Here is a 13,317-nt window from a genome sequence, read left to right on the forward strand (position 1 = left end):
GGTAAGTTTTATGATTCGTCCGGTATCAGCGCCACCAGATCGGTTACGCCAACATCTTCCCCCGCCTGGGACAGCAGTGTAGAGACCTGGCCCCTGTGGTGGGTCTGGTGATTGAAGAAATGCAGAATCAGATGGGAGAGTCGCTTGTTGAAGGGCTTGCCCTTGCTGTTCCGGTAGGCCAGCACCTGATCCACATCGGTCTCTGACAGCCCATCGGCCCACTCGATAATCTGGTCATCCAGCCAACGCCGATGTTCATGGAGTGCGCCGAAGTCTTCAAACAGGATCTGGTCCAGGCTGGCCGGATCCGGCAGGGCCGCCACGGCACGCAATGTCTCTGCGCCGGAAGGGTGGGTAGCGAAACGCTTGAGCCACAGGGTGTCGCCCACCACGATGTGGTTCAGGGTACCCAGAATGGAGCCAAAGAAGGCCCCCCGGTCCCTGGCCAGCTCATCGGCATCAAGTCGGCCCGAAGCCTCATAGAATCTGCCATTGATCCACTGATTGTAGGTCGCCATTTGTCGAAACAGGTCGGTCTTGCTCATGGCCGTTTTTCCATCCCGATCTTTTTCTCCCAAAAGAGTATCCCCGAATACCGCCAGAACCATGGCCTCCCATAGGCCCGGAACAGGCGCCCGGCTGTTTCAAACTGGGCTGGTGTTTCGGCGATGGTGATGTTGAGCGTCATAATTCAGGAGTGTCTGAAGTAAGTGAAGCGCGGTTGACGTACTGGCCGGCGTTCCATGTCTGGCTCATGCTGGGTTCCTGGGCAGGTCTATTGAACGGCGTTCCTTTCGCCTGTGGCAAGGGAAATAGTACGTCTTTACAAGCGAAGTAACTATCAGGGAAATTTTATCGAAGTCGACACATTGCCGAAACAGGGGCCGCCAGTTCGATCAGCACAAGCCGATCTTACTTCGTAGCGCGACCGAAACAGGTCCACAAAGCAGACAATTGCCAAGCCATATGGCTCATGCTAGTTTGTGTATAAATTCACCAATCCATACACATTGGAGAATGCATGAGGACAAACATTGTTATCGACGACCAACTAATGGCTGATGCCCTGAAGGCTTCTGGCTACGAAACCAAAAAAGAGGCGGTCGAGCAAGGCCTGAAATTGCTGGTGCGGCTGAGCAAACAACAGGAAATTCGGAAATTGCGCGGAAATGTGAAGTGGGAGGGCGATCTGGACGAAATGCGGAGTAGTCAATGATAGTCGTCGACACCAGTGTCTGGATTGACTATTTCAACGGCGTCAAAAGCCCGCACACGGACCTGCTGGATTCATCAATCATAGAAGGCACTGTAGCCATCGGCGATCTGATATTTCTTGAGATTCTTCAGGGAATCCGGAACGACAGAGATTTCCGGAAGACCAGACAAAGCCTTCTGACGCTGGAGCAGTATGAAATGTTCGGCAAAGAGATGGCTGAGAAATGCGCTGACAACTACCGTGCATTGCAAAAAAAGGGGATCACCATCAGAAAAACGGCTGACGTGATCATAGCCACGTTCTGTATAGAGCAAAGATTACCGTTGTTGTTCCTCGACCGGGATTTTGTTCCGTTCGTTGAGCATCTGGATTTATCGTCTGCATTGTCATCGTAACCCTGATAAGCCGGAGCGGGTGGCAAAGGACGAACCGGATGGGGAGGCGCCCCGCCACCGGAAGAGCTCTATTAGCAGGGCGCATGTTGGTTATTGACGAGCCCCTGGCGATTATTCCCTCAACCAGCCAGGGGCAACAACACCCGCTTACGGAGCTGCGGGCGGAGTCGGGACGGTGATTTCGGGAAACGCGTCATCCAGGCCTGTTTGTACCTCCGGCATCAGGTTGATACGCAGATAGGTGTCGTTCTCTGCCGTGTAGGCCGGCCAGGGTTGGCGGTCGATGGCGGGGTCGCCGTCTTTCGCGAACGAGGCCCACAGGTCCAGGGACAGGCCGCTAACCATGGTGTACTCCTCCGGGTCGATGCCGGGGCTGTCGGTGGTGGCGAACTTCTGGGGTGTCGGCTCCGGATGCCCGGTCAGGCCGAGCAGGTAATGGGCCACGAAACTGCCCGGGTAGTCGAACATATAGACCAGCTCCACACCGTGGTACGCAGACGTGCCAAAGTTGCGCCAGCCCGCCGGTACGTGGTCGAACACGTAGGTGTAGACATCCGACTCGTTGTACTCGGCCATCCAGGGCATGTACCACTTCAGGCCCTCGATCAGCGGTGGCAGGTCGCCGGTGTTGGCGCCGGCCATGATCGGCACGTCGTGGTGGATACCGGCTTCAAAGGCATCGCGGATACCCATGGTCTGGTACCAGCCGTCGATATTCGGGCGGGCGGCAAAGCGGGCCTCACCGGCGGCGGCCACGATTTCGGGCCAGGGAATATCGCGCATAGCGGCAAGCACATCCGGTTCATCCGCCACACCCAGGGCTTCCGCCAGGTTAATACCCTGCTGCTCCTGGGCTTCCAGCGGGTTTTCCACCGGAATGGTCTGGTCGCTCGGTGCGGCCATACCGCTCTGCACGATGGCTTTGTGGAACAGGCCTTCCGCCAGCGGCGAATGCAGTAGCGACAGGGTCTTGCCGCCACCACCGGACTCGCCAAAGATGGTGACGTTGTCGGGGTCGCCGCCGAACCGGTCGATGTTTTCCTGCACCCACTCCAGGGCGGCAATCAGGTCAAGCTGACCATAGTTGCCGGACGCATTGTTCTCCGACTCCCCGGTCAGGGCCGGGTGGGCCATATAGCCGAACGGCCCGAGGCGGTGGTTGACGGTGACCACAATGGTGCCTTCCGCCGGCAACGAGGTATTGTTGAAGCCCTTGGTGTTGCCGGTCAGGATGGCGAAACCGCCACCATGGAACCAGACCATCACCGGCAGCGGCTCATCGCCGGCATCCTTGGGCACGGTCACGTTAAGGTAGAGGCTATCCTCGCTCATGCCACCTTCGCCGAAGGCCTCATTGGCCGGGTCCTGGCCGGACTGGTCGGCCCAGGCGATGGCCTCACGCACGCCCCACCAGCGCTCGTTATCCACTGGCGGTTTCCAGCGAAGCTCCCCCAGGGGAGGCTTGGCGTAGGGGATGCCGTAGAAGCTCCAGGCCCTCTCGTCCGGGGTGGTGAAGCCCCGCAACAGACCATCGTCGATTCTCACCACCTTGCGGTTACTCTGGGCACGGGCCACCAGTTCCACCGCGCTGTCGGCGTTCATAAGCCGGCGGGGACGGGGATCCGTATCGTCAAAGACGGCCTCGCCGGCGGCATTCAGTTCCGCCATCAGGTCGATAACCACAGGGCTCCGGGCAAATTCTGCCGGCGACTGGTCCAACGTCAGCATCTCTTCATACTCACCCACAATGCGGGCCGCCTCCCGGGACACATCGATACCGTTGTTCAGGTCGCCGTCCTTATCCAGGGTCTGGATCAGGGCGGCCAGGTTGGTTTCCTTGTCGGTGAACGCTTCGGTGTCCGGAAAATGGTTCCACGCCGAGAGGTTGCGAATTCGGTGCAGGCGCGCCAGCCGGATCCTTTCGATGGCATCCCGGACCTTTTCCAGGCGGTCGCTGTGGTTCCAGGCAGAACGCTCCTGGGCCCGGTCTGACGCCTGATCGGGCAGGGCTGTGGCCATGGAGCTGTAGCCACCGAACGCCAGACCTGTGACCACACAGGAGGCAAGGGTAGCCAGCCGAATCTGTTTGCAAAGCCGTGTCTTCTGAGGGACAGACATAGATCTCTCCGGTTTGTTGTCAGGATAAGGTGGAAAGATGCCGGGGCCGACGGCTGAACAGCCCCGGATGGGAGTCATCGCAATGGCTATCGCTGAGACTCCCGGATAGTGAATAGGGACTTAGCTGCCACAGCCCTCGGTATTGACGAACATCATCGGCAGGGTCAGGTGCAGCATCCGGCGGAAACTGTCCATGTCGTGTTCGCCCTCATACTCCTCCTGCAGGTTGGCTACGCCGTAGTCATTGAGAATGTCGATGGTGGCCTCGGTGTTGCTATAGGCGATGTCGTCATACCCGGCACCCATAACGATCGGCGCGTTCAGCAGGCTGTTGGTTTCCGGATCCTCCAGAACCGATTCGAATTCGCGCTCGAACGCCCGGCGTGAGGTGGAAAACCAGCCGGACCCATAGATGAACACATGGCTGAACAGGTCCAGGTTGCCGAGGCCCACATTGAACGCCACAAAGCCACCCTGGGACAGACCCGCGATAGCGCGGTTGTCGCGGTCGGTACGAACGTTGTAGTTGGACTCCACGTAGGGCATCAGGGTGTCCTTGAACAGGTCCACACAGCCCCCACTGGTGCCGGGCGTAACCGGGCTGCCAGACGCACAACCGCTGGTGTCCGGCATCACCACGACCATCGGCTCAATACGGCCGTCAGCAAAGGCATTGTCCAGGATCAGGTCGGCGCTGCCGCCCCAGTCCTCTTCACGGCTGGTCCAGTTGGCATCGTCCTGGCCGGCGCCGTGGCTCAGGTAAAGCACCGGATAACCCTCCGGGTCGGATTCGCTGTAGCCCGGCGGGGTGTAGACGTGGAACCTTTCCCCCCGGGACCGGATGATTTCCACTTCCCCGTTAGGCACACCCGGACGGTCACGGTAATACTCGGTGGCGCCCTGGGGCAGCATGGTCGGTGTTTCAGTTGGACAGGACGCCGGGGCATCGTCAGGGGACCAGGCGGAACCACCGCCGATACCACCACCTCCGCCGATCGCGAAGACGGACCCCGTCATGGTCAAGCCAAATGTCAGTGCAAGTGATCTCAAGCCGTTGCGTTGCATTGTTCTAACCCTCCAATGGTCGTGTTAAGTGTTGCGACGGAACCGGAATGATGATTCCGCTGCTACGGCCAGAGGAGTTATAGCGATCGCTCGCGAGAAGTTCAAAATGACCGGAAATTCATCCGAAATCCTCTTATGGCGGGCGCCTGGTGGCTTATTGCGAGTACATATCACCGCTCAACGGAGTGCCAAACGGTAGAAACCGATTTAAGTCTTCCGCGAGAGGGCGGGCCTAATTGGCGATATCCAAAGGCAGAATATCTTTCAACGGCAGAATAAAGAAAGGATGCTAACTGATTGCCATGGAAGGAAATTATGCGGCAGATGGAACTAACCGAAGTGTACAATTCGCGACCAAAATTAAATGTAAGTAATATTTAATCTTGAGAGTTGAACGATACAATAAATCGGGACCTGGACTCATTTGACGAATCTGTGAGGTCAGTCACCCGTGTATAACCCCGCTTACCAGACTCCCAGGCCCGTTTCGCGAACAGCAGCCTGGCAGATCCCGGAAAGGCGGGGCCGTTCACTGTTATCCTTCCTATGAGCCGGTTACTATCTGCACCGTAAGTGATCACAAAAGCATCAACCCGGACCAGTCCATGCACAAAGGCCCCAAACTCTCCCCGGAAGCCCGGCTCAAGGCGATCATCGACGCCACCCGCGCCGGTACCTGGGAATGGAATCTCGACAGTGGCGAGGTGGTGTGCAACGACCGGTGGGCGAACATGCTCGGCTACGAGCGGTCAGAACTGGAACCCATGAGCTTTGAACTCTGGAAGTCCCTCTGCCATCCGGACGATGCCGAGGAAGCCAAGGCCCGTATGGGCGCCTACCTGCGGGGCGAGACCCCCTACTTTGATTGCGTGATCCGTCTGCGCCACCGGGACAGCCACTGGCGCTGGATACATACCCGGGGCCAGCGCCTGGAAGACGACCAGCTGACCGCCAACTGGATCTGTGGCACCCACCTGGACATCTCCGAGGAGCGGGAAACCCAGCACCGCCTGCAACGGCTGGCAGAATCCCTGCCCGGGGTGATCTACACCTTTGTCATGGACCCCGACGCCAGCTTCCGCTTCACCTATGTCAGCCCTAAAAGCATGGATTTCTATGGTATTCCGGCGGAGGAGACGCAGCACGATCCCGCAGCGATTTTCGATATTATCCTCCCGGAAGATCGCTCCCGGGTTCAGGATTCCACCATGGAATCCGCAAAAACCATGAGCGAGTGGCGCTGCCAGTACCGGATCAGGGTGGGCGGCAATATCCGCTGGATGGAAGGGGTGGCGCAACCGGAAGAAGACGAAGTGGGCCGCATTGTCTGGCATGGCATGGTGATGGACATTACCGAACGCAAACAGCTCGAGCTGGAACTGGAACGGCTGTCGGTCACCGACGAACTGACCGGCCTCCATAACCGGCGCTACATGCTCCGTATCATTGAAGAACAGATCGCCCGGGCCGAACGCTACGGCGATGTGTTCTCCCTGATCGCCCTCGACATCGACCACTTCAAGAGTATCAATGACACCTGGGGCCACCTGGTAGGCGACCGGGCCCTGAGCCAGTTCGCCCAGGTGCTTCAGAGCCGGGTCCGGCGCACCGACGTGGTGGCCCGCACTGGCGGTGAGGAATTCCTGGTCCTGCTGCCCAGCACCGACCTGCCCGCCGCTCACTGCGTCGCGGAAGACCTGCGGCAGGCCACTGAAAACGAAAGCTTCGACACCGGTCAAGGCCAGTCGTTCACAGTCACCATGAGCGGCGGCGTGGTGACCTGGCAGGAAGGCCTCTCTTCCATCCGCGATCTGCTGTCCCGGTGCGACCGTTCCCTCTACCAGGCCAAGCACCAGGGTCGTAACCGCATCGTGATCAGCGACCAGGACTGAGCAAGGCCCGACTCCCCTCCGACGGTTGATCTTTATCCTGATACATAGGATGTTTACTACCCTTTCCCTATATCCCTCACACCACAACAAGGGTCCGCAACGATGTACATCAACGGCAGCTGGCTTTCGACTGATCAGACCTTCGACGTGACCAACCCGGCCAATGGCGAGTTCATTGAAAAGGTTCCGGACGCCACGTCTGTCCATATCGACCAGGCCATCGGCGCTGCCCACAATGCCTTTGCCAGCTGGCGCCGGACCACTGCCTACGAACGTTCCAACCTGCTTTACCGCGCCTGGCAGCTGATGATGGAACAGAAACGGGCGCTGGCGGAGCTGATGACCCGCGAGCAGGGCAAACCCCTGAAAGCAGCCCTCAACGAGGTACAGTACGGTGCCGATTTTCTGCTCTGGTTTGCGGAGGAAGGCAAGCGCGTCTACGGCCGAAGCATTCCATCGGCACGGCCGGACCAGCGCTTCTGGGTGCAGAAACAGCCTGTTGGCGTCGTGGGGGCCATAACCCCCTGGAACTATCCCGTGTCGATGATTACCCGCAAGGTGGGGCCTGCCCTGGCCGCCGGATGTACGGTGGTTCTGAAACCGGCAGAGAGCACCCCCCTGTGCGCCATGGCCATGTTCCGTATCTTTGAGCAGGCCGGCTTTCCCGGGGGCGTGGTCAACCTGATCACCAAACAGGATCCGGTCCCGGTCGGCACAGCTTTTTGTGAGGATCCACGCGTTCGCAAACTCACCTTCACCGGATCCACGGCGGTGGGCAAGCTGCTCAATGAGCGCGCCGCCCGTAACATGAAGCGGGTCTCCATGGAGCTTGGCGGTCATGCCCCGGCACTGGTGTTCGCGGATGCGGACCCGGTGCATGCCGCCAAGGGCCTGTCCCTGGTGAAATTCCTCAACACCGGTCAGGCCTGCATCAGTCCCAATCGCATTCTGGTTCAACGCGAGGTAATGGCGCCCTTCCTTGAGGAGCTGAGCAAGCGCATTGGCGCCATGAAAGCCGGTAACGGCATGGACGAGGGAGTGCGCATCGGGCCGCTGATCAACGATCTGGCGGTGCGCAAGGTGGAAAACCAGGTGAAGGACGCCGTCGCCCGCGGCGCCCGGCTACTCAACGGCGGTGAGCGGTTGCAGACACCCGACCTGGCGGGCGGCCATTTCTATGCCCCGACCCTGCTGACGGACGTCACCCCGGACATGCTCATCTACCGGGAGGAAACCTTCGGCCCGGTGGCCGCCGTAGTTCCTTTCGATACCGAGGAAGAAGCCCTCGCCATGGCGAACGACACCCGCTATGGGCTGGCGGCCTACATCTATTCGGAGAACCTGTCCCGGGCCATGCGGGTGTTCGAGGGACTGGACTTCGGCATCATCGGCATCAACGACATCAACCCGACCAGTGCCGCCGCCCCGTTTGGCGGCATGAAGGAAAGCGGTCTGGGCCGGGAAGGCGCCCAGGAAGGCATTGAGGAATACCTGGAGACCAAGCTGGGGGGCATTGCCGTCGCCGGAGGCTAAGCGGCGCTCAGTCCTCCTGTGTCTGGGCCGGCTCGCTGTCTCCATCCTCCTGCTGCCGCGCCCACAGCTCTGCGTAGCGCCCGTTGGCCGCCAGCAACTCCCGGTGCGAGCCCCGCTCCACCATGCGGCCGTCGGCCATCACCAGGATGCTGTCCGCATCCCTTACCGTGGACAGGCGGTGGGCGATGACCAGGGTGGTACGCTGCTCACTCACTTCCCTCAGGGCCTCCAGGATGACCTGCTCCGATACCGAGTCCAGCGACGAGGTAGCCTCGTCCAGGATCAGGATCGGCGGGTTCTTGAGGAATACCCGGGCAATGGCCACCCGCTGCTTCTCGCCGCCGGACAGCTTCAGGCCACGCTCGCCCACGCGGGTCTGGTAACCCTCCGGCAGTGACTCGATGAAGTGATCCAGGTGGGCCAGCCGGGCCGCGCGCCTTACCTCCTCCTCGGACGCACCGGGGCGGCCGTAGGCCAGGTTCTGGTAAAGGGTGTCGTTGAACAGCACCGTATCCTGGGGCACCACACCGATGGCAGACCTCAGGCTGTCCTGGGTCACGGTGCGGATGTCCTGGCCGTCGATGGTGATACCGCCAGCATCCACATCGAAAAACCGGAACAGCAGCCGCGCCAGGGTCGACTTGCCGGCACCGCTGGCGCCCACCACCGCCACCTTGTGACCGGCCGGAATCTCGAAACTGATATCGTGCAGGATGGTGCGATCCGGCTGGTAGGCAAAGCGCACCCCTTCGAACCGGACCTCACCGCCTGCGGTGCTGAGCTCGCCGGCATCGGGGGCATCCACCACGGCCGGGGCCTTGCCCAGCAGGCCAAACAGACGCTCCACATTCACCAGTGCCTGGCGGATCTCCCGGTAGACAAACCCCAGGGCATTCAGCGGGATGAACAGCTGGATCAGGTAGGCGTTGATCATGGTGAAGTCGCCCAGGGTGATCTCGCCACTGGCCACTTCGCCCACCGCCATGGCCATGATCACCACCAGGGCGACGCCGATGATCAACGCCTGCCCGGTGTTCAGGGCCGCCAGCGACAGGCGGTTCTTGAGTCTGGCCTGTTCCCAGTCCTCCAGGTCCTCATCGTAGCGCCGGGCCTCGAATTCCTCGTTGTTGAAGTACTTCACCGTCTCGTAATTGAGCAGGCTGTCCACGGCCCGGGAGTTGGACTGGTTGTCCCGGGCGTTGGCCTCCCGCACGAACCGGGTGCGCCATTCCGTCACGCGGATGGAAAACACCACATACACCACCACCGCCACCAGTATCGCCACAACATAACCGGGACTGAAGGCCCACAGCAGGATGGCGGAGACCATCAGGATTTCGAGGATGGTGGGTACGATGTTGAACAGAGTAAAACGCAACAGGAAACTGATGCCGTTGGTGCCCCGCTCGATATCCCGGGCCAGGCCGCCGGTCTTGCGGTCCAGATGGAACCCCAGGGCCAGTTGATGGAGGTGGCGGAACACCCGCAGGGACACCCGCCGCATGGCCCGCTCCGCCACCCGGGCGAAAACGGCGTCCCGCATCTCGCTGAACAGGGTGCTGCCAAAACGCAGCAGGCCATAGGCCACCACCAGCATCACCGGAATCCACAGCACAATCCGCTCGGCACTGGTGGTATCGAGATAGTCCACGATGTATTTCAATGCCACCGGCGTGGCCACCGTGGCCAGCTTGGCCACCACCAGCATCACCACCGAAAGCACCACCCGCCCCCGGTATTCGGCCAGGTAGGGCCAGAGCCCGGCGATGATCTTCCAGTCCGGCTTGTGGTTGGCGGGGTAGTCGTTGTCGGCGTAGGCGCGCAAGGAGCGGCTCCCTGTTTCACAAAAGGTGAGTGGATCAATCCGGCAGCTTAAACCGTAGAATGGCTAGTGTCCCGTCCGGGTCATTGGTTAATCTACTGGGCCAGTCAGGGTGAACACATGAGCCGACGGCACACCGGATACGACCGCCTGACACGATCAGCCCACAGGAGCCACCGCTATCGCCACCAGACACCGCCGGGCCCTGATCCTGGCCCGGGACTTCATCCTCCCCTACCGCAAGGCCGTGGCCGGCGCCATGACCGCGCTGGTAATCACTGCCGGCATCACCCTATCCCTTGGCCAGGGGCTGCGCATCCTGGTGGACCAGGGCCTGGCCACCCAGTCGCCGGACATGCTGGCCCGGGCCATCGGCCTGTTCTTCGTGCTGGTGCTGGGGCTGGCGGTGGGGTCGTTCGCCCGTTTCTACCTGGTGTCGTGGATCGGTGAACGGGTGGTGGCGGACATCCGCAAGCAGGTGTTCAACCACCTCATCAACCTGCACCCGGGCTTCTACGAGCAGAACCGCAGCCTGGAGATCCAGTCACGGTTTACCGCCGACACCACCGTGCTGCAGTCCGTCATCGGCTCCACCGTGTCCATTGCCCTGCGCAATGTGCTGATGCTGTTCGGCGGGGTTGTGCTGCTGTTCGTCACCAACCCCAAGCTGGCCAGCGTGATCATCTTCGGCTTTCCGGTGGTGATCGTGCCCATCCTGTTCTACGGCCGGCGGGTGCGCAAGCTGTCCCGGCTGAGCCAGGACCGGGTGGCGGACGTGGGCAGCTACGTGGGCGAAAACCTGGCCCAGATCAAGACCGTGCAGGCCTTCAACCACCAGCCCACCGACCGGGAGCGTTTTGCGGCAGTGGCGGAAAACGCCTTCGCCATCGCCCGCGACCGGATTCGCCAGCGGGCCTGGCTGATGACCATCGCCATTACCCTGGTGATGGGGGCCGTGGGTATCGTGATCTGGATCGGTGGCCTGGATGTGATTGCCGGGCGCATCAGCCCGGGCGAGCTGGCGGCGTTCGTGTTCTACAGTCTGCTGGTGGGCGTCTCCGCCGGGGCCCTCAGCGAGGTAATCGGTGAATTGCAGCGGGCCGCCGGTGCCGCCGCCCGCATCTTCGAACTGCTGCAGACGACCACAGAGATCGATCCGGAAGCAACCGGCGAGCGGACTCTGCCGGATCGAGTCCGGGGGGACATCGAGTTCCGGAATGTGAGCTTCCGCTATCCCACCCGCACCGACGTCGCCGTCATCCAGGATCTGTCCGTCAACATTCACGCCGGGGAAACCGTCGCCCTGGTGGGCCCGTCCGGGGCCGGCAAGTCCACACTGTTCGACCTGTTGCTGCGCTTCTACGACCTGCAACAGGGGCAGATCCTGGTCGACGGCATCGACAGCCGCCAGCTCGGCCCGGCGGAACTGCGCCGCTGTTTCGCCCTGGTGCCCCAGACCCCGGCCCTGTTCCACGGCACCATCGCCGACAACATCCGCTATGCCCGGCCAGACGCCAGCCTGGAGCAGGTCAGGGCCGCCGCCCGCACCGCCCATGCCCACGACTTCATCCAGGCACTGCCCCAGGGCTATGACACGCCACTGGGCGACACCGGCCTGGGCCTGTCCGGGGGCCAAAAGCAACGCCTGGCCATTGCCCGGGCCCTGCTGGCGGATGCCCCCATCCTGCTGCTGGATGAGGCCACCAGCGCCCTGGATGCGGAAAGTGAGCACCTGGTGCAGCAGGCCATGCCGGGGCTGATGGCCGGACGCACCACCCTGGTCATCGCCCATCGCCTGGCCACGGTGCGCCATGCCGATCGTATTCTGGTACTCGACCAGGGCCGGCTGCTGGACCATGGTAGCCATGACGAACTGCTGGACCGCAACCCGCTCTACGCCCGCCTGGCAGAGCTGCAGTTCCGCGCTGGTGGCCCGTCCGGGTAATCCCGGCGGCGGCACACCATGATTCAGGTCATTGATTTTCCACGGTCAACATTTGCTCAATCGTCAGGTGCTTGCTAGTTTTTAAGTAGGCTTCGTCCTGAAGCACCACCGGTTTTCTCAACGGCAGCCTGCACGCTGCCAGGGAGAGCGAATGACTGATACCGTCACCGACCTGCTGGCCCGGTACTGGGCCACTGGCTTCTTTGTGGTCGCCACCCTGGGGTTGTGTGCCTTCATGGTGGGCGCCTCCAGCCTGCTGGGCGGCCGCAGCCATGGTGTCAGCAAATCCCTCCCGTTCGAATCCGGCATCGTCGGCACCGGCGATGCCCGTCTGCGTTTTTCCGTGAAGTTCTATCTGGTCGCGATGCTGTTCGTGATCTTCGATATCGAAGCCGTGTTCCTGTTTGCCTGGGCCATCGTGATCCCCGAGGTGGGATGGCCAGGCTTCTGGGGCGCGGCCGTGTTTATCCTGATACTGCTGGCCGGCCTGCTCTACGACAGCCGCACCGGCGCCCTGGACTGGGCCCCGGAGGCGTCACGGCGCAACAGACCGTCAGCCTGAACCGACGCATCATCATTGCACTGGCCGGTGGCCCGACGACCACCGGGACGGATGCCCATGGAGGCGAAGCATGTCCTACACCCTGACCAGAGCCGGAGGAGAGCCCGAAGGCGACCGCCGCTACCCGGTGGACAAGCAGGAGCCATCGGAGGATCCCGTCAAGCGCCAGCTCGAGCGCAACGTGTTCACCGGCAAGCTCAGCGAGGTGCTCAACGACGCCGTCAACTGGGGCCGTAAGAATTCCCTGTGGCCCTACAACTTCGGCCTGTCCTGCTGCTACGTGGAGATGACCACCGCCTTCACCGCGCCCCATGACATTGCCCGCTTTGGCTCGGAGGTGATCCGCGCCTCCCCACGGCAGGCAGACTTCATGGTTATTGCCGGCACCTGTTTTATCAAGATGGCGCCGGTCATACAGCAGCTCTACGATCAGATGCTGGAGCCCAAGTGGGTGATCTCCATGGGCTCGTGCGCCAACTCCGGCGGCATGTACGACATCTACTCGGTGGTGCAGGGTGTGGACAAGTTCCTGCCGGTGGATGTGTATGTGCCCGGCTGCCCGCCCCGGCCCGAGGCCTTCCTGCAAGGGCTGCAGTTGTTGCAGGACGGTATCCAGCAGGAACGCCGTCCCCTGTCCTGGGTGGTGGGCGACCAGGGCGTCTACAAGGCGGACATGCCGTCGCAAAAAGAGAAATGGCGGGACCGCCGCATCCAGACCACCGAACTGAGGACCCCGGACAAACTCTGACCCATTGCCGCCCGACACCTA

General features: G+C 61.4%; 11 protein-coding genes. 7 read left to right on the forward strand and 4 right to left on the reverse strand.

Translation table 11 applies throughout. The features are described from left to right. Positions 1-8: 8 nt before the first annotated feature. Positions 9-545, reverse strand: coding sequence for a DinB family protein (locus ACFOZ5_RS01035; RefSeq protein ID WP_379884841.1), 537 nt, complete (start codon positions 543-545; stop codon positions 9-11). Positions 546-1,021: 476 nt separating this feature from the next. Between ACFOZ5_RS01035 and ACFOZ5_RS01040 the strand changes: the two genes are divergently transcribed. Both ACFOZ5_RS01040 and vapC read left to right on the forward strand, forming a co-directional pair. Further along, positions 1,022-1,216 (forward strand): type II toxin-antitoxin system VapB family antitoxin, encoded by a 195-nt coding sequence (locus tag ACFOZ5_RS01040; protein WP_379884842.1) that lies wholly within the window; start codon positions 1,022-1,024, stop codon positions 1,214-1,216. Then, the gene (vapC, locus tag ACFOZ5_RS01045) at positions 1,213-1,611 is read left to right on the forward strand and encodes a type II toxin-antitoxin system VapC family toxin (protein ID WP_379884843.1); all 399 of its coding nucleotides are present in this window, start codon (positions 1,213-1,215) and stop codon (positions 1,609-1,611) included. Before ACFOZ5_RS01040 ends, vapC begins: the two co-directional genes overlap by 4 nt. A 147-nt stretch (positions 1,612-1,758) precedes the next feature. On the opposite strand, the gene ACFOZ5_RS01050 is transcribed toward vapC, so the two are convergent. Both ACFOZ5_RS01050 and ACFOZ5_RS01055 read right to left on the reverse strand, forming a co-directional pair. After that, positions 1,759-3,729 (reverse strand): carboxylesterase/lipase family protein, encoded by a 1,971-nt coding sequence (locus ACFOZ5_RS01050; protein ID WP_379884844.1) that lies wholly within the window; start codon positions 3,727-3,729, stop codon positions 1,759-1,761. Positions 3,730-3,849: 120 nt separating this feature from the next. Beyond that, positions 3,850-4,746, reverse strand: a complete 897-nt coding sequence (locus ACFOZ5_RS01055; protein ID WP_379884845.1) for an alpha/beta hydrolase — start codon at positions 4,744-4,746, stop codon at positions 3,850-3,852. A 653-nt stretch (positions 4,747-5,399) separates the two neighbouring features. Between ACFOZ5_RS01055 and ACFOZ5_RS01060 the strand changes: the two genes are divergently transcribed. Both ACFOZ5_RS01060 and ACFOZ5_RS01065 read left to right on the forward strand, forming a co-directional pair. Further along, entirely contained in the window at positions 5,400-6,686 is a 1,287-nt protein-coding gene (locus tag ACFOZ5_RS01060) for a sensor domain-containing diguanylate cyclase (protein ID WP_379884846.1), read from the forward strand. 102 nt (positions 6,687-6,788) lie between these two features. Next, the gene (locus ACFOZ5_RS01065; protein WP_379884847.1) at positions 6,789-8,219 is read left to right on the forward strand and encodes an NAD-dependent succinate-semialdehyde dehydrogenase; all 1,431 of its coding nucleotides are present in this window, start codon (positions 6,789-6,791) and stop codon (positions 8,217-8,219) included. A 7-nt stretch (positions 8,220-8,226) separates the two neighbouring features. Here the strand turns inward: ACFOZ5_RS01065 and ACFOZ5_RS01070 are convergent, their stop codons facing one another. After that, entirely contained in the window at positions 8,227-10,044 is a 1,818-nt protein-coding gene (locus ACFOZ5_RS01070; protein ID WP_379884848.1) for an ABCB family ABC transporter ATP-binding protein/permease, read from the reverse strand. Positions 10,045-10,246: 202 nt separating this feature from the next. Here ACFOZ5_RS01070 and ACFOZ5_RS01075 point away from each other — a divergent pair, with 202 nt between their 5' ends. The 3 genes from ACFOZ5_RS01075 to ACFOZ5_RS01085 all read left to right on the forward strand — a co-directional run bounded on the left by ACFOZ5_RS01075 (position 10,247) and on the right by ACFOZ5_RS01085 (position 13,296). Next, positions 10,247-11,986, forward strand: a complete 1,740-nt coding sequence (locus ACFOZ5_RS01075; RefSeq protein ID WP_379885416.1) for an ABC transporter transmembrane domain-containing protein — start codon at positions 10,247-10,249, stop codon at positions 11,984-11,986. Positions 11,987-12,137: 151 nt separating this feature from the next. Further along, entirely contained in the window at positions 12,138-12,548 is a 411-nt protein-coding gene (ndhC, locus tag ACFOZ5_RS01080; RefSeq protein ID WP_379884849.1) for an NADH-quinone oxidoreductase subunit A, read from the forward strand. Positions 12,549-12,618: 70 nt separating this feature from the next. Beyond that, positions 12,619-13,296, forward strand: a complete 678-nt coding sequence (locus ACFOZ5_RS01085) for a NuoB/complex I 20 kDa subunit family protein (protein WP_379884850.1) — start codon at positions 12,619-12,621, stop codon at positions 13,294-13,296. The last annotated feature ends 21 nt before the right edge of the window (positions 13,297-13,317 follow it).

This window comes from Marinobacter lacisalsi (assembly GCF_042651045.1).
Classification (GTDB): domain Bacteria; phylum Pseudomonadota; class Gammaproteobacteria; order Pseudomonadales; family Oleiphilaceae; genus Marinobacter; species Marinobacter lacisalsi.

Bases quoted from the DNA above. Each gene is read 5' to 3' on its own strand.
- ACFOZ5_RS01085 (WP_379884850.1), top strand. From the start codon at position 12,619: ATGTCCTACACCCTGACCAGAGCCGGAGGAGAGCCCGAAGGCGACCGC.
- ACFOZ5_RS01060 (WP_379884846.1), top strand. From the start codon at position 5,400: ATGCACAAAGGCCCCAAACTCTCCCCGGAAGCCCGGCTCAAGGCGATC.
- vapC (WP_379884843.1), top strand. From the start codon at position 1,213: ATGATAGTCGTCGACACCAGTGTCTGGATTGACTATTTCAACGGCGTC.
- ACFOZ5_RS01055 (WP_379884845.1), bottom strand. From the start codon at position 4,746: ATGACGGGGTCCGTCTTCGCGATCGGCGGAGGTGGTGGTATCGGCGGT.
- ACFOZ5_RS01040 (WP_379884842.1), top strand. From the start codon at position 1,022: ATGAGGACAAACATTGTTATCGACGACCAACTAATGGCTGATGCCCTG.
- ACFOZ5_RS01035 (WP_379884841.1), bottom strand. From the start codon at position 545: ATGAGCAAGACCGACCTGTTTCGACAAATGGCGACCTACAATCAGTGG.
- ACFOZ5_RS01065 (WP_379884847.1), top strand. From the start codon at position 6,789: ATGTACATCAACGGCAGCTGGCTTTCGACTGATCAGACCTTCGACGTG.
- ACFOZ5_RS01050 (WP_379884844.1), bottom strand. From the start codon at position 3,729: ATGTCTGTCCCTCAGAAGACACGGCTTTGCAAACAGATTCGGCTGGCT.
- ndhC (WP_379884849.1), top strand. From the start codon at position 12,138: ATGACTGATACCGTCACCGACCTGCTGGCCCGGTACTGGGCCACTGGC.